The 20,889-nt window shown below is 66.0% G+C and carries 22 protein-coding genes and 1 tRNA gene; 12 read left to right on the top strand and 11 right to left on the bottom strand.

Translation table 11 applies throughout. From position 1 onward, the window contains the following. Positions 1-37: 37 nt before the first annotated feature. Positions 38-126: transfer RNA gene (locus NQ160_RS05455), tRNA-Ser, on the top strand. A 280-nt stretch (positions 127-406) separates the two neighbouring features. Here NQ160_RS05455 and NQ160_RS05450 read toward each other — a convergent pair. The 8 genes from NQ160_RS05450 to NQ160_RS05415 form a co-directional block, all read right to left on the bottom strand. Beyond that, positions 407-1,099, bottom strand: a complete 693-nt coding sequence (locus tag NQ160_RS05450; RefSeq protein ID WP_257514219.1) for a hypothetical protein — start codon at positions 1,097-1,099, stop codon at positions 407-409. Between the two features lie 39 nt (positions 1,100-1,138). Continuing rightward, positions 1,139-2,170: a hypothetical protein gene (locus NQ160_RS05445; protein ID WP_257514218.1), complete on the bottom strand. Its 1,032-nt coding sequence runs from the start codon at positions 2,168-2,170 to the stop codon at positions 1,139-1,141. A gap of 1 nt (position 2,171) precedes the next feature. Beyond that, complete coding sequence (locus NQ160_RS05440) at positions 2,172-3,119, bottom strand: carbohydrate ABC transporter permease (RefSeq protein WP_257514217.1); 948 nt, start codon at positions 3,117-3,119, stop codon at positions 2,172-2,174. After that, positions 3,109-4,056, bottom strand: coding sequence for a carbohydrate ABC transporter permease (locus tag NQ160_RS05435; protein ID WP_257514216.1), 948 nt, complete (start codon positions 4,054-4,056; stop codon positions 3,109-3,111). Before NQ160_RS05435 ends, NQ160_RS05440 begins: the two co-directional genes overlap by 11 nt. A gap of 32 nt (positions 4,057-4,088) precedes the next feature. Next, complete coding sequence (locus NQ160_RS05430) at positions 4,089-5,234, bottom strand: ABC transporter substrate-binding protein (protein WP_257514215.1); 1,146 nt, start codon at positions 5,232-5,234, stop codon at positions 4,089-4,091. 185 nt (positions 5,235-5,419) lie between these two features. Beyond that, entirely contained in the window at positions 5,420-7,021 is a 1,602-nt protein-coding gene (locus tag NQ160_RS05425) for an FAD-dependent oxidoreductase (RefSeq protein WP_257514214.1), read from the bottom strand. Between the two features lie 257 nt (positions 7,022-7,278). After that, positions 7,279-8,775 carry a DUF4127 family protein gene (locus NQ160_RS05420; RefSeq protein WP_257514213.1) on the bottom strand — a complete coding sequence of 499 codons (1,497 nt, stop codon included), beginning with the start codon at positions 8,773-8,775 and terminating at the stop codon, positions 7,279-7,281. Further along, a complete protein-coding gene (locus NQ160_RS05415; protein WP_257514212.1) occupies positions 8,772-9,512 on the bottom strand; it encodes a GntR family transcriptional regulator in 741 nt (246 codons plus the stop codon). Before NQ160_RS05415 ends, NQ160_RS05420 begins: the two co-directional genes overlap by 4 nt. Before the next feature lie 144 nt (positions 9,513-9,656). On the opposite strand from NQ160_RS05415, the gene NQ160_RS05410 reads away from it, so the two are divergent. The 8 genes from NQ160_RS05410 to NQ160_RS05375 all read left to right on the top strand — a co-directional run bounded on the left by NQ160_RS05410 (position 9,657) and on the right by NQ160_RS05375 (position 14,934). Further along, the gene (locus NQ160_RS05410; protein ID WP_257514211.1) at positions 9,657-10,361 is read left to right on the top strand and encodes an N-acetylmannosamine-6-phosphate 2-epimerase; all 705 of its coding nucleotides are present in this window, start codon (positions 9,657-9,659) and stop codon (positions 10,359-10,361) included. Continuing rightward, a complete protein-coding gene (locus NQ160_RS05405) occupies positions 10,358-11,257 on the top strand; it encodes an ROK family protein (RefSeq protein WP_257514210.1) in 900 nt (299 codons plus the stop codon). Before NQ160_RS05410 ends, NQ160_RS05405 begins: the two co-directional genes overlap by 4 nt. Before the next feature lie 192 nt (positions 11,258-11,449). Next, a complete protein-coding gene (locus NQ160_RS05400; RefSeq protein ID WP_257514209.1) occupies positions 11,450-11,695 on the top strand; it encodes a hypothetical protein in 246 nt (81 codons plus the stop codon). Further along, positions 11,676-11,930 (top strand): hypothetical protein, encoded by a 255-nt coding sequence (locus NQ160_RS05395; protein WP_257514208.1) that lies wholly within the window; start codon positions 11,676-11,678, stop codon positions 11,928-11,930. The genes NQ160_RS05400 and NQ160_RS05395 overlap by 20 nt, the downstream gene beginning before the upstream one ends. Before the next feature lie 497 nt (positions 11,931-12,427). Beyond that, positions 12,428-12,574, top strand: coding sequence for a hypothetical protein (locus tag NQ160_RS05390; protein ID WP_257514207.1), 147 nt, complete (start codon positions 12,428-12,430; stop codon positions 12,572-12,574). A gap of 387 nt (positions 12,575-12,961) precedes the next feature. Continuing rightward, complete coding sequence (locus NQ160_RS05385) at positions 12,962-13,723, top strand: SDR family NAD(P)-dependent oxidoreductase (RefSeq protein ID WP_257514206.1); 762 nt, start codon at positions 12,962-12,964, stop codon at positions 13,721-13,723. 165 nt (positions 13,724-13,888) lie between these two features. Continuing rightward, positions 13,889-14,731: an alpha/beta fold hydrolase gene (locus NQ160_RS05380; RefSeq protein WP_257514205.1), complete on the top strand. Its 843-nt coding sequence runs from the start codon at positions 13,889-13,891 to the stop codon at positions 14,729-14,731. Between the two features lie 35 nt (positions 14,732-14,766). Continuing rightward, a complete protein-coding gene (locus NQ160_RS05375; protein WP_257514204.1) occupies positions 14,767-14,934 on the top strand; it encodes a hypothetical protein in 168 nt (55 codons plus the stop codon). A gap of 190 nt (positions 14,935-15,124) precedes the next feature. Here NQ160_RS05375 and NQ160_RS05370 read toward each other — a convergent pair whose 3' ends face one another. Continuing rightward, positions 15,125-15,883, bottom strand: a complete 759-nt coding sequence (locus NQ160_RS05370) for an EI24 domain-containing protein (protein ID WP_257514203.1) — start codon at positions 15,881-15,883, stop codon at positions 15,125-15,127. Positions 15,884-16,306: 423 nt separating this feature from the next. Between NQ160_RS05370 and NQ160_RS05365 the strand changes: the two genes are divergently transcribed. Then, positions 16,307-17,335, top strand: coding sequence for a helix-turn-helix domain-containing protein (locus tag NQ160_RS05365; RefSeq protein WP_257514202.1), 1,029 nt, complete (start codon positions 16,307-16,309; stop codon positions 17,333-17,335). 8 nt (positions 17,336-17,343) lie between these two features. Here NQ160_RS05365 and NQ160_RS05360 read toward each other — a convergent pair whose 3' ends face one another. Then, entirely contained in the window at positions 17,344-18,549 is a 1,206-nt protein-coding gene (locus NQ160_RS05360; protein ID WP_257514201.1) for an NAD(P)/FAD-dependent oxidoreductase, read from the bottom strand. A 186-nt stretch (positions 18,550-18,735) separates the two neighbouring features. Here NQ160_RS05360 and NQ160_RS05355 point away from each other — a divergent pair, with 186 nt between their 5' ends. Together NQ160_RS05355 and NQ160_RS05350 are read left to right on the top strand one after the other, a co-directional pair. Then, positions 18,736-19,791 carry a YihY/virulence factor BrkB family protein gene (locus NQ160_RS05355; RefSeq protein ID WP_257514200.1) on the top strand — a complete coding sequence of 352 codons (1,056 nt, stop codon included), beginning with the start codon at positions 18,736-18,738 and terminating at the stop codon, positions 19,789-19,791. A gap of 263 nt (positions 19,792-20,054) precedes the next feature. Continuing rightward, complete coding sequence (locus NQ160_RS05350) at positions 20,055-20,456, top strand: DUF7882 family protein (RefSeq protein ID WP_257514199.1); 402 nt, start codon at positions 20,055-20,057, stop codon at positions 20,454-20,456. Here NQ160_RS05350 and NQ160_RS05345 read toward each other — a convergent pair. Continuing rightward, positions 20,453-20,889, bottom strand: a 437-nt coding sequence (locus NQ160_RS05345; RefSeq protein WP_257514198.1) for a family 20 glycosylhydrolase, incomplete at its 5' end; no start/stop codon positions are given. The two genes, NQ160_RS05350 and NQ160_RS05345, sit on opposite strands and share 4 nt — an antisense overlap.

Genomic DNA, 20,889 nt, shown 5'->3' with positions numbered 1-20,889 from the left:
ATGGCTGAGCGCGTCCGTCGCCTGTCGTCGGATGCCTGGAGACGTCGCATAGTCAGGCCTAGTGCACCACCCTGCTAAGGTGGAGTCCCCTTATGGGGACCGAGGGTTCAAATCCCTCCGTCTCCGCGCAACTCTATGGCCCGAGATCCCGTGGAAACACTGGGATCGCGGGTCATAGCTTTCTCGTAGGACGGCCGTTTGCGTGAGGATTGCGTAAACCCGGCCGCGGAACGCGTCTAAGGGCGCCCACGCGTCGAGCTGTCGGCCTGCTCAGCCCTCGCTGAAGATGCCTCGGATGCCAGCATTCTCGGCGGCGCGGTCGAGCGCACTCGAGACGGCGTCGGGGATCGCTTCGAAGATGCGATCCCCCCTTTTCGCGGTCGTCAGCAGTGTCCGCGTCTGACGACTAGCCCAGCAGGCTCGTCTGCAGTGGGTTCAGCGAGGGGACAGAGTAGTCGCCCTTGCCCCAGGGGTAGAGGTTCGACTGGATGCTGGAGGGGAACGCAGTGTATGTACCATCAGCGTTCTTGACCGTAGCGTTCGACCAGGATGCCCCGGTGTAACGGTTGACGTCCTGCGGGTCGAATGTGCTGTGCACCATCTTGACGGGAGTCGCTGCTGTCAGCGTGCGATCGCTCGCCACCGTAAGGGTGTACTGCAGCGTTCCGCTGATGTAGAGCGACGCGGTGTTGTCGAGGTTGTTGACGAGCTTCACTGTGAACGTGGTGCCCGGCGAGGGCTGGGTCGACAGCGGCACTGACATGTTCGAGGTTGTCGTGGGGGTGTTCGGCCCGCAGTTCAGGAACTTCTTCCATCCGACACTTGGTGTGTAGGAGATACCACCTTCACAGGTCTCGGCGAGACCAAGGTAGAAGGCCACGTAGCCATGCTTCGTCGGGTCGGTTGGGTGGTCTTCGACGTACACGCCGCTCGGCACCGTGAACGTGCCCTGCACACCGTAGAAGTTTGCGGTGGTGGCGACGCGAACGGCGCCTTCGCCGGACGCGGCAGCCACGGCTGGCGAGGGCAAGAACGATCCCGCGAGGATCAGAGCGATCGAGGCCGCGAGGGCTGCGACGCCCTTTCTTGTACGGTTCATTTTTCTCTCTCCTTCTTTTTCTGGGTGGTGCTGTTCTTCCTACTCATGGGGTACTGCCGAACGGAACAAGCCCCAATCGTCCGCCGAGACGCTCTCGCCGGGGAAGAGTATGAACCCGTCACCGACGGAACGCAGGCGCATCAGTGTGGGGACGAGGTCACCAAAGTCAAACTCCGTTCCCCAATCCCACTGGCCGGAGAACTCGGGTGAGGCTGTGGTTTGCACAACCGGCACAACACATGTGCTCGGGGCGTGGGCTCGGACCTCGATGAACTGGGTCCATGCGTCGTCCGTTCCGCGTCCTGTCATCGCGTGATAGGCCATGGGGAGAAGCGCATCGAGATGGTTGCTGAGCGCCGCTGCGGATTGGCCGACAGCGGCGATGCGTTCCCGCTCACCAAGCGGAACCAGAAATGCCGCTAGCCAAATCGACGGGGAGTGCTTTCTTACTGCGGATGCAATCTCGGCAACGATGCCATCGATGACCTGGGCCCTGAAGGCCTCCCATTCGTCAGCATGCGAAGCAAGGATGATCGCGGCTGCCGCGCGGGCATCCCCGGTCGGCAGGCTCAAGCCCGCCCGTTCGTTGAACGCAGCGATAGTCGTCGCATCAAACGAAGCCGTGTCTCTCCCCGAGGTGCCAGCTCGGAGCTCGACCTCCCAATGCATCGGCCATCGGATGAAGTCCAACGCAAGCCCGTCGGCGCCGCTGGTCTCGAGCAGTTTCACCGCTCTCGACGCGAGACCCTCCGCGATGGCGTCATCCGTGGGGACGGCGCCCGTGTACCACTCCAGCTTCGGTCGAGCGATACCTTCCGCGTTGATCGGGACGACAACTGATGGCCGCTGCGCGGCTGGCAAGTCCTCGTCGAAGAAGCACGTCATCGCGATGATGAGGCGCATCCCACGCGCTCGACATTCGTCGGCCAACCACTCGGGTGGGTTCCTCAGCTCGACAAAGACGTCTGAAACCTGCTGGCCCGCGAGAAGGTCGAGAATCGCTTCCGTGTTCTCGCGCGATCGCAGTGTTCGCTCGATCAGAAATACGCCGATGATCGTCTGGCCCGCCACATCAACCCTTCAGGCCTGAGTGGGCGATACCCTCGACGAACTGACGCTGCGCGATGAGGAAGACAACCAGTACCGGGATTACGGTCATGGCTGCAGCAGCGAGCTGAGTGTTCCACATCGGTGCACCGTACGCATCGGCGTACCGATTCAGCGCCTGTGGCAATGTGAACAGTTCCGGCGTGGTGATGAACACCGTGGGTTCGAGGTACATGTTCCAGCTGGCAAGGAACGTGAGGATAGCGACTGCAGACAGCGCTGGGCGGGCCAGGGGAAGCGCGACATACCACCAAATACGGAGGCGTCCGAGCCCGTCGATACGGGCGGCGTCTTCCAGTTCAGTCGGTAGCGCGATGAAGAACTGACGCATGATGAACGTCCCCAGAACAGCGGAGGTGCCGAAGGCCGGGATGATGATGAGCGGGACGTGACTGTTCACCAAGCCCAGCTGTCGAAAGGCTTGGAAGAGCGGGACGATTGTCACTTCGACGGGTACAAGCAACCCGACGAGTGTGATGACGAACAACAGGTTCCGGCCCGGAAACGAGATGCGTGCGAATCCATAGCCCGCGAGCGACGCGATCACAAGTGTGAGTACCGTGACCGTCGCGGCGATGTAGAGGCTGTTCGCGTAGGCCTGACCGAAGGGAAGAAACTCGAAAGCCTCGTGGTAGCCATCGAGGGTCCACTCTCTGGGGAAGATCGTGGGGGGCGACTGGAAGATCTCGTTGACGGGTTTGAACGAGCTCGTGATCATCCAGATCGTTGGTACGGCGAACGGAATCGCCATGACGATGAGCGCCGCATAAAGCACAACCGTGCGCACTGTGCGCATCGAGGAACGCCGGCGCTGAATCGGCGGCGGCTCCGCATCGACCTTCGGGTGCGGTATCAACTCAACGGCGCCGCTCCCTGTTAGCGGCACAGGGATATCGCGGGTATCAATCTTCATAGAACACGAACTTCCTCCGCAGTTGCCATTGCACCACGGTGAGTATCAGCACGAAGACGAGCAGCATGAGCGCGAGCGCCGATCCATAACCGATCTTCGAGAAGAGGAACGCCTGCTGGAAGACGTAGTAGACGAGCACCGTCGTCGAGGTTTCGGGACCGCCCTGCGTGAGGACCGCGATGATTGCGAACGACTGGAGGGCTCCGATTACCGTGAGGATCGCCGTCAACAGCACAGTCGGTGAGATGAGCGGGAGTGTCACACTCCAGAACATTCGTCCGCGTCCAGCGCCATCAAGGCGTGCTGCTTCGTAGAGCTCTGCCGGAACTCCCTGTAGGGCGGCCAGGAAGAGCACCATGTTCACTCCGGCGCTGCGCAATACCTGGGTGATGATGACCGCGATCATCGCGGTGGGGCCGTTGTTCAGCCAGTTCGGACCGTCGACGCCGACGAGTTTGAGCAGTTCGTTGATCACACCGTTGTCCTGCAGCAGAAGACCCCAAACCAGAGTCCATGCGACAACGGAGACCACGACCGGAGAGAAGAACAAGGTGCGGAAGAATTCGATGCCGCGAACCTTGCGGTTGAGCATGACCGCGAGGCCCAGCCCGAGTGCCATGTTGAGCAGAACAACACCGAGGGAGAAGACGACGGTGGCGCCCAGCATGCTCGGGATATTCGGGTCAGTTGTCAACGCGACCCAGTTGTCGCCACCGACGTACTTGAGCTCTCCCGAGAAGACATTCCATTCGTGGAGGCTGTACCAAGCGGCCAGCCCGACCGGGATGAGGACGAGCATGAGAACGCCGAGCAGTTCCGGTGCGACGAAGGCGTAGCCGGTGAGTGCGTCCTTACGGCGAGCGGTCCAGAATCGGGAGCGATCGCCCGCGGGCGAAACGCGTGTCGCGTCCCGCCCGCGGAGGTGTGTGTCAGTCACGTCCGTGACTCCGTTTCGTGATCAGCACCCTGCTACTTCGAGAGCAGGGGGTCAAGTGCTTCGCAGGCTCCAGCGAGGACGGTTTCGACGTTTGCGCCGGGGGTCCACAGCGGATCAAGCTTCGCCTGCACGGTCGAGGTGATCTCGGCCATTCCAGGCGCCATCGGCCACGGCTCGGCCTTGGGCAGCTGCGAGACGACGGCGTTGTCGAGCCGTTCGGCCGTTAGCGTCGGGTTGACCTCGGCAAGCTGCTCGCCGGTGAGGAGAGACTCACGCGGCGGCGGGAAGTAGGCTGCCAACTTGGCCGCGTTCTCGGGGTTGGTGAGGTAGGCGAGGAAGTCCGTCGCCTGAGCGACGTGCTTTCCCCCTGAGAGCACTCCGATGCCGGCCTGTCCGACGGCCGCGTAGTCCCCGATGGGCCCGGCGGGCAGCGGAACGACGTCGAATTCGAAGCTTCCGTCCAGCAGTGAAGCTCGCGAGACCTGCGAAACGGTGAACGCTGCGTCGCCAGCGAAGAAGTCGGCGGTAACTCCGGGGCCGGGGTGCGAGCCGGTCTTGAACACCGCATCGTGGAAGTAGGTGAGCGCGTCAACCATCTCAGGCGACGTCATCTGGCATCCCTTGTCATCCCACGTCGTCGCACCCCAACCGGACCACAGCGCCTGAAGGACCTGCCAGCGGGAGAAGTCGAAGTCGCGCATCACCCAGCCGGCTTTCCCGGTCTTCGAGTGGACGGCGGCGGCGATGGAGTCGAGGTCCTGCCACGTCAGGCCGTTGAAATCGACGTCGGCGTAGCCAGCTTCAGCGAGCAGCGACTTGTTGGCGAACAGGGTGAACGGCGAGTTGGAGAACGGGTACGCGTACACCTCACCGTCCTGGCTGAAGACTGCCGTTGTGCTGGGCAGGATGTCCTCGAAATCGTAGCCTTCGACGGCGGAGAGCGCATCCGAAAGTGGCGCGAGCCCGCCCGCAGCCATGATGTCAGGGGTGATGTTGCTCAGCCAGGCCAGGTCAGGTGCGGCTCCACCTGCGATCTGCGTGGTGAGGGTCGTGTCGTAGTCGGCGAACGGCAGGGTCTCGAAAGAGATCTCGCCGATCTCCGGGTGATTCGACTTGTACTCGTCGGCGATTCCGTCGAATAGCCTCAGGTGGTTCTCATCCGCGGACCAGATCGTCATACGGAGGTCGATGCTGCCGGGCGGGAACGATTCCTCAGCCGCAGGCTGACCTCCCCCGGCACATGACGTGAGCATGAGGGCAGCGGCGGCCGCAGCGGCGACCGCGAGCTTCTTTCGGGATTCCATGCGTGGTTCCTTCCTTGTTGTGATTGCTTGCTTGGGGTTCGAAGATCGCGATAAGGGCGTCAGTACCCGGCCACTTCCGGCCAATGCACCTCAACACCGGCGTCCACGAGATGCCGCTGGAAGTCGGCGACCAGTCGCTCGCTCCGGGCGACCCTCGAGGGCGTCTCATCCCGGGCGAGACAGAAGTCTGCGAGGAGAGCCGCGGCTTCGCCGATGTTCCACTCCACGGGGTGGAGTCGGTAAGCGCCGCTTGTAATGTGTGTCGTGCCGATGTTCTTGGCAGCAGGGAGAAGGTTGACCGTCTGTTCGGGCACCAGGGCGCCGAGCGGGATCTCGAACGGTGCGCACGCAACGTCGAGGTAGTTGTCTCCCGACGTCGACGGGTGCAGGTCGATCCGATACATCCCGACCCCCACGGAGTCTTCGAATCGCGCGGGTCCGGAATGACCACGGACCTCGATAGAAACATCGCGCTCAGTCACCGTGCGCATTGCCCGAATGCGGCGAGATTCTCGAATGTAGGGTGCCTGCGCGAGACCATCACGTGTGCCCGTGACATCACCTCGCAGACGCAGCTGGGGCCAGCCAGTGCCGCCATCCGGTCTGGGCGCCTCAGTCTGGAGCCAGTACAGCAACGACAGTGAGAGCGAGCGGGCCGCGGCCAAGTGGCGCTCGTACTCCTCCTGCGGCACATCGATGATCGAACCGACGAAGTAGTCGTTCGCCGGCCAGTTCACGATCACCACATCGCTCTCAAGAGCCCCCGGTTCGAACTGGGCGCGCGACAGGACGCGGCGGTACTCCCAGAGATCGACCTTGTCGTCGCTTCGATAAGCGCCGACTGGACGCCCCGCGTCGGGGTCAAAGGCGCGCTCCACTGGCTCGAGGGTGATGGGGTGCGGTGAGATCCAGCTCAGCAGCGGCGCACCCCAGAACTCCGGTTGATAGGAGCGCCAGAAGTCGTAGTCCTCGGGGCGTTCGATGGTGTGGTCGCCCGCGACATGATCGATGGCGAAGCACCAAGTGATCGCCTGAACGTTCGTAGTATCCGCCGTTTCGGGCGCGCTTGGTTCGTCGTGTTCGGCACGTGCTTCCGCCCCCACCACGTACGCCGTGCCCGTGAGGGGCAGCAAATCGCCTGTCTCGGTCGCGTCGAGGACGAAGGGGGCCGAGATCAGGATCTCTGCGCCCGATTCGAGGTCCTTCACGGTTACGGAGCGAACACGCTCCCCGTCCATCTCGGCCGAGATGGGGACGAATGGCCGCAGCACCGTGATTCTGCCGGATGCGATGTGCGGCGACAGCATCTCGTCGAGGACGGCTGCGGCGACTCTTGGCTCGTGGCAGAGCTGGCTGACGGTTCCGTCGCCGGGGTTAAGCCAGCGGTCCTCACGCGCACGGCGGTTGAGGGGGTACATTCGCCGGTAGTGGTCCCGGACGTGGTCGCGGAACTCCCGATAGCTTTGCGTAACGCCAAACTCCTCGACCCAGCGGTGCTCATCGGGCGGCACGGCCTGCGAGGTCAGCTGGCCTCCAAGCCAGGGATAGCGCTCGGTGAGAATCACGCGCCGACCTCGACGCGCAGCTGCGAGTGCTGCGGCGACTCCGCCGACGCCTCCGCCGATGACGGCGAGGTCGGTTGTGATTGCTGTCGCGGTCATCGGACTACTTCCTGCGAAGTATTGGCGCACACCATTGTCGACTCCTTGACCGGGGGCTGCCTCCCGACCGTTTGATCAAGGAAGAAAAAGGACAGTACCAATCGGTATCTTTATGCTAGACGATGTCGTAGGGGTCGCACAAGTGGAATCCCGTGTGCGCTTCTCGGGTGCGCCAAGATGGCTACACCAATCGGCGGCACGTGGTAGCGCAAACCAGCCCACCGGCCCCGTGAAGGCGCCGGAGATGAAGTGCTCGATTAGGCCGACGGCGTCGGCTTGGCAGCTTCGAGACGAAGATCAATCTCGAAGCTGCGCCGCCAAGGCAGTTCGATTCCACCTAGCCAGAAGGCGTTCATTGGATCAGCTAGCGGCAGCCAGGATCTTCTCAAGCCCTCAGTGATGGCTTCAGTTGCGGCTGAGGCCGTTTCCTCGCCAACGGGGCCGAGCCCACCGAATGTGGATTCGACCAGCTGTGAGCGCAGGTGAGCCTGATAGCCGACATCGTCGAGGATGCGTCGCGTCCGGGCGCGGGCGACCGCTGTGGCGTCGAGGGAGCCGGTTGTTTGACCCGCGACGATCGCCACGCCGAACGCGAGAGCACTGCCCAACGCGTTCCCCGCGGTATTCCACGCCGAGTACCCCGCCAGTTTGGACAACAGTCCACGACGGGCAAGTTCCTCTACAAGCGCTTGGTCTCCGCCATTTGCGTAGCGCAGGTCAGCGACAACCACTGGCAGTTCGGTTTCGAGGGCACGTTCGATCGCGGCAGTAGTCGCCGCGACAGCCTCAGCGTCCGCAGTCGGCGATGTCCACACCAGATCCCCGGAGTCCGGATCGGGCGTATGAACCAGGAGTACGAAATCGGCACGATCGATCGCACGAGCCCCGCCGACAGCCGCGATCTGGCGTTCGATCGAATCACGCACAGGTACGTTCTCGTAAAGAGGGATGCGATCCATTTCGGCATCGTTCCCGGAGCGAACATCGATCAGTGGAACGCAACGGGCCGCGTGAGCAAGTTCACGGGCGACGAGCACCGCTCCGGTCTCGTCAGCACCAGGATGGACGAGCACGCCGTCCAAGCTTCCAAGCCGACCCCAGTAGTCGATGATCTCCTGCTCGGCCGAGCCAGCCGACCACTGCGCTGTGTCATCCGCGGTGATCGCGAGGATGTCGATTACCCGCTCCCACCGCAGACCAAGGGCCGCCGCGTTGACGATGTGGTTACGTAGGCGGCGACGCGCGAAGTCGTCTCGAATAGTGTGCGGGATCTTCGTGTCAGCGGAGGGCATGCCCCGCCAGGCTCGATGAACGTTCCCACCGAGTGCATGGAGATCACGGCCATACTGCGCCCAGTAGCTGGGCTCTTCAAAGCTAACGTAGGAGTCGCTGGCCCGGCCGACAACGGAGACCGCGGAGATACGACGAGATTGTCCCATGCGTGCACGAAGCTGTCTCAGCACGTCGAGGCGCTGAAGGGCTTCCGCGGGGGTGTCATACAGGAGGCGTCCCGGAATGAGCCCCCCATGCACGAGGGTATCGACGGAGACGACGAACGCGTCTGCGGTGTCAGTCATCGCCAACGCCCAATCATCGAGCGCGCGAACGTCGGCCGGATCCCGGAACGACGGCAGCGCGTCTGCGGGCGGAAGCTCGAGGTTCGCTCCGGCGATCGCCGCGACGTCCTCGACAAGCACAGTGTTGACGGGGCGCTCATCAAGTGGGATGAGCGCGATCCGCGTCTCTGCGGTCACTCCGCGCCTGCCCGCACAGAGCGCCGCTGGACGGTGAGCTCGTAGCTATACCTGTCACCACGGTACAAGCTCTCGGCATACTCAATCGCCCGCCCACGCACATCGTAGGAGGTGCGCGATACCAGGAACGCAGGACTGAACGCAGGCACGTTCAATAGCGCGGCCACATCCGGATCCAGAACCGTCGCCCGGATGATCTGGTCGGCCCTCTCGATCTGCACGTTGTACCGCTGCTCGAGGAGTTCGTATAGGGACGACTCGCCGAGAGCTCCGACGATGCCGGGCACGATCGGCTCCGGGAGCCAGGCGTTCTCGAGGCACATCGGCGCGTCGTCCGCGGTCCGTACGCGGCGAATATGAGCAACCGAATCGCTTGGTGTGAGATTCAGCGCATAACTGATCCGCTGGCCCGCCGGCACGATCGCGACAGACACCGGCAGCGACCCTGGCACCATACCTCGTGAACGCATGTCTTCCGAGAAGGACGTGAGCTCGAAGGACTTGATGATCGTGCGCTCACTCACAAAGGTCCCAGCACCCTGGACCCGGTAGACCCAGCCCTCGTTCTCGAGTTGGTCCAGCGCGCGCCGAACAGTGAGCCGACTGATCTCGAACTCGTCCGCGAGTTCACGCTCGGTCGGAAGCTTCTCGTGGACCGGGAGGCCTGCGTCGATGACCGACATCAGGTGCCTGCGAACCAGATCCGCTTTCGTCTCCTTGCCCACGTTCCTTGTCATACCTCAAAGCATAGCTTTTGGGCAATACCAAAGCAAAGGACCAAATGGACACCCTCACCGAGGGCTGGGTAGACGAGCTGATACAAATTGGGCAATACTTATTTCAGAAGGCGCCCCTTCGGGCGCTGTGGATTGGATAAGACCATGTTGGAAGTCGCTGAGGACTCTCAGCAGAGCGCGGTATCCGCGATCGCGGGTGGGCTCGTCGTCTCGTGCCAAGCCCCGATCGAAAGTCCTCTACGAGAGTCAGGCATCACCGCCAAGTTCGGGAGGGCAGCGATGCTCGGCGGAGCAGTGGGGCTGCGGGTGAACGGACCCGATGATGTCATCGCGGTGCGCGCCATCACTTCGGCACCGATCATCGGCTTGCACAAGATCGCCGGTCCCCGTCGAAACATGATCACACCGACCGTCGAGTTCGCAGTTGGTCTGGCTGAAGCCGGCGCCGACATCATCGCGCTCGATCTGACGGTCGAGGCCGTTGGCGACACGCTCTCCCTCCTACACGAAGTGAAGGCCACGACCGGGCTGCCCGTGATGGCAGACATCTCGACCCTGGCAGAAGGACTGCGCGCATGGGATTCCGGCGCCGACATCGTCGGCACTACGCTCTCGGGATACACACCTGAGAGCGGGCCTGCCGGCGACGTCCCCGACATCACGCTCGTCGAGCAGCTCGCCAACCGTGGCGTGCGTGTCGTCGCCGAAGGCAGATACCACGCACCCGTTGAAGTCCGCGCCGCATTCCTCGCAGGCGCATTTGCTGTTGTGGTCGGCGGCGCGATCACAGATCCTCTGTCGACAACCCGGCGGTTCAGCGCTGCAGCCCCGGCCAGGTCGGTCGCATGAGCGAGCTGATCGTCGGCATCGACATCGGCGGCACTAAGATTGCCGGCGCGTTAGTCGATGAGGACGGAGCGCTGCGCTCAAAGGTCGTCCGATTCGCGACGCCCGCCCGCTCGGGCGCCGAGGCAATCGTCTCCGCGGTTAGTGCGGTCTGCTGCACGGTGACCGCCAGGATCTCTGCAGCCGCGATCGGCATCGGCTCAGCAGGGACCTTCGATCGGAATGGGCGCGTAGTCAGTGCGACGAACGTGATCCCAGGCTGGGCCGGAACGCCGCTCCAACAGCTCGTCAAGGCAAACACCGGCATCCCGACCGTGGTCCTCAACGATGTGCATGCTGCCGCCCTAGGAGAGGCTGCGTTCGGCGCCGGTCGAGAGCATCCCCGCTCTCTTGTCGTCGCGATCGGGACGGGTATCGGTGGCGCCCTCGTGATCGATGGGAAAGTCGATATCGGAACGCATGGCCTCGGCGGATCGGTAGGACATCTGCCGCTTCGCCGATCAGAAGGACGCATTTGCTCGTGCGGTGGGCTTGATCATGTCGAAGCGTGGGCAAGCGGTCCCGCCCTCGAACGCCGCTACGATCCCGCCGGCGTCACCGGCTTGCGAGAAATCGCGGCCCGTGCACGGCACGGCGATAAGCCTGCATGCAAGGTGTTTGCGGAGGGAGCATCCGCACTTGGCGAAGGGCTAGCCGCAGCAGCCACCATGTTTGACCCTGACGCGATCATCCTTGGCGGGGGTGTCGCTGCGCTCGAGGATCTAATCGTTGCCCCGACACGAGCTGCCTTCCAACCCGAGCTCCCACCGCTTCGGACCATCCCGATCATCCCTGCCGAGCTCGGCTCTGAAGCGGCGATCGTCGGCGCCGCCCACGCCGCTCGTCTATCTCACGGCTGACGACCAGCGCTGCGAGGGCGCTTTGCTCGCCCGCCGAAACGAGGCGCCGTTCAGGCGACCATAGCGAGTTGGAGGAGCGGAATGGCAGAAGTTGTCGTCGTAGATCGCCAAGATCCGGCAGGCGACCTGGTCGCCGAAGCCATCTGAACCGGCCTGACTTTCGTTCCGCTCCTCAAGCAACGATGGAACACGATGAATCAGAAGTACTCAGTCGAGATGCGCGAGCGGGCCTTGCGGATGCTGGATGAGGCCAAGCCGGAGCATCCGAACTTGACGAGCGCGGTGCGGCATGTCGCGGGGCTGCTGGGGGTGAGCGCGACGGAGATCAAGCGGCTGCAGAAGGAGAACGCCGAGCTGCGGAAGGCGAACGAGATCCTCAAGGCTCCGAGTGTGTTTTTCGCGAAGGAGCTCGACCGAGATGATCCGGTTCATCGATGATCACCGGGATCGTTTCGGGGTCGAGCTCATCTGCCGTGTCCTCCGGCCGGCAGTGCAGGGCTTCCTCACCTCCAGCGGTTATCGCGCCGCGGTCGGCCGTGCGCCATGCGCCAGGCAGCTGAAGGACGAGCTGCTGGTGCCGGAGGTCGCGCGGCTGCATGCGGAGAGCTACGGCGTCTATGGCCGCCGGGAGATGCATGCTGATGCGGCGGCAAGGGCGGGACATCGGCCGTGATCAGAGCGAGTGGCGGATGAAGCTCGCCGGGGTGCGTGGCGTACGGAAGTCGAAGCGGGTGTTCACGACGAAGAGTGAACGGGCGCTGTCGTTGCCAACGGATCTCGTCAATCCAGCACCTGCCGGACAAGGCTCCCTGTAGGACGAAAGCCAGGCCGATTCGCCCTCCGTCAACGACGACCCCGGTATAGGATGTGATCCCCGCGTCGGTGGCGGCCGCAGCCTGTGCCCAGTCAAGCCCGTCCGGAACTCGGACCAGGTTGGCGGCGGTCAGCACGACTTACTCTGCGGATGCGCCCGCGCGACTCACGCCAGGGAAGTCCGCTACGGTGCCGGTCGACACGACCGGGCCACCGGCCACGAAGTCCGCGACCCCGGCACCGCGGTGATCACTCCGGCTACCTCGTGTCCGAGAATGGCGGGCATCGGCTGCGTGATTGCAGCACGCGCTCACGCTTCATTTCTCGCACCGACCCCGCGCGTCCCTCCGCGACGCCATGGAGCTGCTCGTCCGTTCGGGGGCGATCACCCTGCGCCGCTTGCGAATCGAACATCTACGGGTCTGCGTCTGCGACGTCCATGAGGCGGGCGTGTACCTGCGGCCCGGCGACGCGATCGTCACGCGCGCCGAGGGTCTGGGTTAGATCTTCACGGATATCGTCGGGGGAGCGCTCCGCGACCGAGGATCTGAACTGATTCCGGCCTCAGCCGGATCGCCCTGCGTCGCCGGGTTGCGGTGATCTGCCGGAATGCGGATGCCTGCGGGAAAAGCGCCCGCATGCCGGCAGATCTCCTCGTTTCGGCGCACGCGCCGACTGCTGTGCCGTCGTTGCGCTCGCCGATGGCCCAGATGAAGGCGTTCGCCGTCGTGTGCTGCCGTGGGCACGTGCCCACCCCGGTGGCATGCCCGTATCGTCGAGGTGCTCAAAGCCGGTCGAGTAGCCTCGGATCGTGCGTTCGGAATGAGGGCGAGCTTGCCGAATGCGGACCATCGGGGTTCGGTCGTCTGCACGAGTCGGAGGTGATGCGACATGAGGACGGTCCTCGTCACCGGAGCCTCCGGCGGCATCGGCGCCGCCGTGGCACGACGGTTCGCCGACGCCGGCGATCGCGTGGCAGTGCACTATGCCACGAACCACGCCGGGGCCGAGGAGACTCTTCGTTCTCTCGAGGGCACCGGCCATGCGGTCATCACGGGCGACGTCGGCGTGCCTGACGGTGGGCTCAACACCGTCGCCGCCGCCATCGAGGCGGTCGGCCCGCTCGACGTCCTCGTCTGCAATGCCGCCGTGGCTCCGGGTCCCTCCAATCGTCACGTGATCGGCGAAACGCCCTACGCGCAGTGGAGCGCCGCTTTCCAGCAGATGGTGAACGTCAACCTCCTGGGGGCTGCGAACCTGGCGTGGGCGTTCGCGAACCACCTCATCGGTCGCTCCTCGCCGGGCGCCATCGTCAACGTCGGGTCGCGCGGCGCGTTCCGCGGCGAACCTGAGTTCCCGGCGTATGCGGCAAGCAAGGCCGGTCTTCATGCCCTCGGACAGTCGCTCGCGGTCGCCCTCGCTCCGCAGGGGATCTCCGTGACATCGGTCGCTCCCGGTTTCGTGGCCACGCCGCGCCAGCTGGCGAAGCTCGACGGAGCCGAGGGCGACGCGCTCAGAGCGCAGAGCCCCTTCGGGCGGGTCGGTACCCCGGAGGAGATCGCCGAGGCGGTCTTCTGGCTTGCTTCGCCCGAGGCAGCGTGGTCATCGGGGGCGATCCTCGACGCCAACGGTGCGTCGTATCTTCGTCCGTAGGAGCGCTGGTCCATCCAGCTGATCTTCGCGGCCTTCGTTCTTCAACGGCGCGATGCCGGCGACGGCTGCGTCCCAGCCCGGCAGTTGACCCGGTTCCGGCAACACGGTGTTCGCTTGCGACTGGTGGCGGCACTGTGCCGTCCCGTAATCGAAAGGACCCGCATCATGGGCTACATCGCCGTCGGAAACGAGAACAGTGCTCCGATCGAGCTGTACTACGAAGATCAGGGGGCCGGCCAGCCTGTCGTCCTCATCCACGGGTACCCGCTCGACGGGCACAGCTGGGAGCGTCAGACCCGCGAGCTGCTCGCCCAGGGATACCGCGTCATCACCTATGATCGCCGGGGCTTCGGCCAGTCATCCAAGGTGAACACCGGCTACGACTACGACACCTTCGCGGCTGACCTCAACACGGTGCTCGAGACGCTCGACCTGCGGGATGTCGTGCTGGTCGGATTCTCGATGGGCACCGGCGAGCTCGCCCGCTACGTGGGACGCTACGGACACGAGCGCGTCGCCAAGCTCGCCTTCCTCGCGTCGCTCCAGCCCTTCCTCGTGCAGCGCGACGACAACCCCGACGGCGTTCCCCAGGGGGTGTTCGACGGCATCGAGGCCGCTGCCAAGGGTGACCGCTTCGCCTGGTTCACCGACTTCTACAAGAACTTCTACAACCTCGACGAGAACCTCGGATCCCGCATCAGCGAGCAGGCGGTGACCGGCAGCTGGAACGTCGCGGTCGGCAGCGCGCCGGTCGCCGCCTACGCGGTCGTCTCGTCCTGGATCGAGGACTTCCGCGGCGACGTCGAGGCCGTACGAGCGGCGGAGAAGCCCACGCTCATCCTGCACGGCACCAAGGACAACATCCTCCCGATCGACGCGACCGCCCGCCGCTTCCACCCAGCAGTCCCGGCTGCCGAATATGTCGAGATCGAGGGCGCCCCGCACGGACTGCTCTGGACGCACGCCGACGAGGTCAATCGCGCGCTGACCTCCTTCCTCGCGACGTGACGTCGGCGGTGTCGAGAGGTCTGAGGGAGAAGCGCATGCAGGACTTCACGGTCGGTGACACCGTCCAGGCCACGGGATCCAGGATGACAGGCAACGTCGGAACCGTCATATGGATCGATGAGGAGCGCGAGAGGTATCTGGTGCTGATCTCTCCGCAGACGCAGAACTACTTCACGGCGGACGAGCTGAGACGGTACGCGTGACGGCGGACTCAGGGGGCCCCGCGTGCGGTGCCACCCGACCTCCGGGCGCGTCTGCTCGCGCTCGCGCTGCAGGGCCAGACCGATGCCACAGCGTCGGACGGGAGTACGCCGCGGCATCCGACTTCGTCGAGATCGAAGACGGGGGGAGCCTTCGCTGGCGAGCGCCGCAGCACCGCGCGGCGGGTGCCGCTCAGCGTGCGGTCTCGGATGCCGGACGGCTCGCCGTGCCGCTGAGCAGGGACTGGGCGAGCATCGTGGAGCCCGCCACGGCCGCGGGCATGACCGCCACTGCCCCGAGCGGCACCAGGAAGCACAGCTGCGTGGCGATGCCGAATCCGAGCGCGCGTCCTCGTTGCGTGCGCAGCAGACGCCGCCGCGAGCGTCGGTCGATGCCGCGGGCCGCGAGCGCCCGCGCCGTCAGCTCGTCGGCGAGCAGCCACCCGGTGAGGACGATGCCGGTCGCGGCCCCCAGGGGTCCTCCGATCAGCGGGATGAGCCCGCCGAGAGCCGCGAGGACGGCGATCCCGAGACCGCGGGCGATGAGGGCCAGTGAATCGGCGGCGGACCGCCAGAATCCGTAGGGCGCGTCCAGCCCTTCGCTGCCGGTCTCTGCCTCGACAGCCCGCCAGATGCGGTCGTAGAACGGTTCGCCCACGATCAGGGTGAGGGCCGTGAACGACACCGCGACGATCACCAGGGCCGCCGCGAACACCGCCGTGCCCGCAGCGACGCGTACAACCGTGGTCCACACTGCCGGCCACCCGTCGGCGAAGGGAGTGAGCGCCTCGGCGATCGATGGCAGGAAGAATGCCAGGGTCACCAGGCCCGCGAGGAACAGCGCCCCCACGATGGCGGCGGGCACGAGACCCCACGCCATCAGGCCGGGCCGCCGACGCCACAGGCCGAAGCCGCGGGCCAGATCGCCCAGGCCCCGAGTCAGTTCGCGCATAGCCCTTCAGCGTAGAGGTCGTGGACTCCACGCCGACGCCGAAGTGGGGCGGCCGGGGTGCCTGACCCTCGAATGAAGCCGCAACAGCGCCCCCCAGCGCCACAGCTTCGTCGGGGTGCACCCCGGCCACCTGCTCCTCCCGCGAGACCGCCCGTCCCCCTGGGGGTCTGTTCTCCCTGTCGGTGCGCCGACGCTGTCGGGCCCCGTCGGGTTGCGGGTGAGTGAATGCCAATTTACCGCCGCGCGGTCTACCGGACGGCGCCGGCAGCGGTTCCCGGACGTTCCCGGACGGTCCCGGAGCCACGATCTCCGCAGCCGAGCGTCCCGCGTCCACGCGCTATGCTCCTCAGCAGCCGGCCGTCGCCCGCGAGCTCTGGGGAGGGGCGAGTGCACACGAACGACCAGCTCCCATCGGGGAGTCTCATGGACCGCTTCGTCGCGGACTTCCAGCTGCTCAGGCTCACGGCCGGCGACATCAGCTACGCGCAGATCGCGGAGCGGGTGCGCCGACTGCGGGAGGCCCGCGGAATGAGCGAGGCCGCCGCCTACGTCGGACGCTCCACCGTCTACGACGCCTTCCGTGCCGGCCGGCGCCGCATCAACGCGCGGCTGGTGGCGGACATCGCGACCGTTCTGGGCGAGGATGCCGAGCGGGCGGCGTACTGGCGGGATTACTGCGTGCGTGCCCGTGCCGAAGAGGTCGGCCAAGCCACCCCAGCCACCCCAGCCGTCCCCGCCAGTCCTCCCGAACCCGCCCCCGCCCCTGCGCAACCCGTCCCGGGCCCGAGAGGCGAAGCCGCGATCCCGCCCGTCGCGTCGCGTCCCGTCGTCCGTTCGTTCCTGCTGGCCAGCACGCTCATCGTCGCGCTGGGGGTCGCCGCCAACATGGCGGGATCGATCTTCGTCCGCGCACTCGGGCTGCCGCTGTATCTCGACATGGTGGGCACCGCGATCGCCTCGGTCACGCTGGGTCCCTGGTACGGCGTCGCCGTCGCGATTCTCACGCACGGGCTGTTCGCGCTCTTCGAATGGACCCTCGTCGGAATCCCGTTCACCGTCGTCAACATCGCCGGTGCCCTGGTCTGGGGATACGGCGTGCGGCAGTGGCGAATGGGGCGCTCCCCCTCGCGCGTCCTCGTGCTCAGCCTGCTCGTCGGGGTGTGCTGCACGCTCGTGGCGACGCTGCTGATCATGTTCGTTTACGGCGGGTTCTCGATCAACGCGGGCGCCCATACGCTGTCGGGCAACCTCGTGGCCATCGGGCACCAGATCTGGTCTGCGGTGTTCTCGTCGAACATCATCACGTCGCTGATGGACAAGCTGATCTCGGGGTTCATCGCGCTCGCCCTTCTGCCGCTTCTCGTGCGGCATCTGGCCGGGCGACCCGATCACGCGATCCAAGGCCTCGGACGCCTCTTCTCGGGGCGCCCCCACACCTCCGGCGCGAGCTGAGGTCCGCCTTACGCTCGACCCTTGACGATGAGGTTCCAGTAGACCCAGGGCAGCACGTAGCGGTCGAGGATCCACGTCAGGCGGCTTTCCCGCATCGACCCCTTCCACCAGGGCAGGCTCGGCTCCGGGTCACCGTCGCGGTCGAACTCCGCGAACACCACGGTGTCGCGCGAGACGGTGAAGGGGCACACCGAGTAGCCGTCGTACCGGGCCGGCAACGGCCGTCCCTCGAGCGCGGCGATCAGGTTGTCGACCAGCACTGTGCTCTGGGTGCGGATCGCTCCGCCCGAACGGGGCGTCTGCGTCTCGGCGGCATCGCCCAGTGACCACACGGTCGGCACTCGGCGCGAGCGCAGCGTCTCGGGATCGATGTCCACGTATCCGCGGGCGTCGGTGAGTCCCGAGGCCGCCAGCCAGGCCGGCGGCCCCTGCGGCGGCTCCGCGTGCAGCAGGCCGTAGCCCAGCACCTCTTCCCGGCCGCCGTGCACGAGGGTCACGGTGCGGGAGGTGGCATCCACGCTCGCGAGATCGGTTGCCCGCCGCACCTCGATGCCGTACTCGGCGACCTTCCGCCGCAGCTCGGCGTCGACCTCGGCGACGTGGAAGAGCTCGGGCTCGGGGGTGACGAAGACCACGCGGACATCGTCGAGCACTCCGCGAGCACGCCACCAGTCGCAGGCGAGGTACATGGGCTTCTGCGCCGCGGCGGCGCAGGATGCCGGGCTCGGGGACTGCACGAAGACCACCGTGCCGCCGGTCAGGTCCCGCAGCGCCGGCGACGCCTTGCGCGCGAGCTCCAGATCGTAGTTCGAGACCCCGGCGTCGGTGCGCATGGCTTCGGCGAGCCCGGGGACGGCGTCCCAGAGCATGCGGATGCCGGGGCAGATCACGAGATCGTCATAGGGCAGCTCCACGCCGCCGGCGACCTGCACCGTCTGCCGCGCGGAGTCGATGGCGGTGGCGGCATCCTGCACCCACCGCACCCCCCGGGGCGTCACCTTCGCCTGCGGCCGCACCGCATCGGCCACCCGCGCCCGACCACCGGCGATGTGCGATTGCAGCGGCGCGAAGATGTGCGTCTCCCGTGGCTCGATGACGGTGACGTCGTGCACGCCGGCTCGGCGCAGCCGCCCCGCGACGCTGAGGCCGGCATTGCCTCCGCCGATGACGACGACCCGATGACCTGCGCGTGCTGTGCGTGATGCTGAGGTCATGGCCCCCAGTAACCCCCGGCGGCTCCGGCTGGACAACGGGCTTGCCCGGCGCGTCCCGATCGCCTAGGCGCGGGCAAGCACACGCCTCCGGGCTTGGCAACCACCTGCCGGGCGGGGCCGCTCGTGCCGATACTTGCTGGTCGGGCCTCGCCCCCGGGCGCCCTGCACCATGGAAGGACGGCAACAGTGAGCCAGAACCAGAACACCCGCACCGACGCGCCACACCCCGATCAGGCGGACAAGCCCGACAAGCCGACCGATATGAGCAAGCGGTCGTGGAAGTACGTCCTCGGCAAGACCATCCGCGAGTTCACCGCCGACGGCTGCGTGGATGCCGCGGCGGGACTGACCTACTATGCGGTGCTCGCGATCTTCCCGGCGCTCATCGCCATCTTCTCGCTGCTCGGCGTCGTGGGGCAGAGCGGTGCCGCAGCCGATGCGGTGCTCGGCATCGTCGAAGACGTTGCTCCCGGTGACACCGCCGACGCCTTGCGCGGCCCCGTCGAGCAGCTGTCCGAGGCCCCGGGCGCCGGCCTGGCGCTGATCATCGGCATCCTGGTGGCACTGTGGTCGGCGTCGGGGTACGTGGGAGCGTTCAGCCGGGCCATGAACCGCATCTACGAGATCGAAGAGGGGCGGCCTTTCTGGAAGCTGCGCCCCATGCAGCTCGTGGTGACCATCATCGCCGTCGTCTCATTGGCGCTGGTCGCGATCGGGCTGGTGCTCTCCGGCGGCGTCGCCGACGCGGTGGGCAGTGCGCTCGGGCTCGGTGAGGGCGTGCGCCTGGCATGGGACATCGCCAAGTGGCCGGTGCTGCTGCTGATCGTGGTCTTCCTCGTCGCGGTGCTGTACTACGCCACCCCGAACGCCAAGCAGCCCAAGTTCCGGTGGGTCAGCATGGGCGCGCTCCTGGCCATCGTCGTGCTGGCGCTGGGGACGCTCGGGTTCGGCCTCTACGTCTCGAACTTCTCCAACTACGACCGCACCTACGGGTCGCTGGCCGGAGTCATCGTCTTCCTGCTGTGGCTGTGGATCGCCAACCTCGCCCTTCTCTTCGGAGCGGAGTTCGACGCCGAGCTCGAACGCGGCCGACAGCTTCAGGGTGGCATCGCGGCGGAGGAGAACATCCAGCTACCCGCACGTGACACCCGTAAGAGCGACAAGCGTGCCGAGAAGGAGCGAGAAGACATCATCGAGGGGCGTCGCATCCGCCTCGAGCACGAGGGGGACGGGCGGGACTGACTGCCCGCCGATTCGTCCGGGGTTTCCCGAAGCGTGCCGGTGCCGGAGCTGCGATGGCAACTCCGGCACCGGCGTCCGGATGAGAGAGTCCTCACGTGGATCCGGCGCGTGTCCGCCCCGCCTGTTCCACAGGCCCTTAGTGTGAGGACAACAGGTCCCGCAGACGCCGCTCAGTCGCCGTCACACCAGCACCCCGAATCGCTCGTCGAATCGCCTTCTCGAACACTCTCCGCGACCTGATCCGCGATGCTTTGGAGAGCGCCATGGGCAAGCTGTATTACGGGACCGCCGATTCCCCGGTCCACATCGACGACGTGCTGCTCGCGCACCTCAAGGTCGTCATGACGACCAAGCTCCGGCGGGGCGAGAGCTTCACCGTCGCCTGGCAGCACGATGCGTGCAGTCCCCCCGGGCGCACGACCCTGTGGATCGCGCCGGGCATCGCCCTGCGGTTCCTGTTCGACTCCTCGGAGCCCATCGCGCCCGACCAGCGGCGGATCCGGGACCTCGCCGATGAAGTCGCTCGCACGGGATCCCTGCGTCTGCCGGCGCTGTTCACGCCCGCGGTCGGAGCCGGCATTGCGCAGCACGGCGTCGCCCCCCGCCGCTCGCGCCAGACGCGGCGTTCCGGCAGCGACCTGGTGTCGGACGGCGCGAGCCGCTAGGCGGGTTCGCCGGAAGGCCAGGGCACCTCGCTCAGCCGCGCATAGCGGATGCCGGCGGCATCCCACATCGGTCCGAGCGTTGCGACGCGGCCGGCGAACTCCGCCGGGTCGCGTTCCCCGGCGACCGACCAGCCGATCTCGGCGAGCGCCGCCGCACGCGGGAACGCGAGGTGCTCGACGTCGGCGATGGTGAGCGCCGTCTCGGTCCACAGGGGCGACTCGACGCCGAGGATGTCGGATTCCGCGATGCCGTCCACGATGGCCGTGGGCTCCCACGTGTACGCGGCCTCGAACGACGTCGGCCCGTCGGCCCAGTCCAGGCCGAGCGCGTAGCCGCCGGGAGTGGGGATGTCCTCGGGGTAGCGGATGTCGAGATACGCGACGTCGGCCGGCGACATGATCACCTGCCCGCCGCGGGCGACCACGGAACGCA

The sequence above is a fragment of the Microbacterium sp. zg.Y909 genome (assembly GCF_024626565.1).
This window is presented reverse-complemented; position numbering and strand designations above follow the sequence as displayed.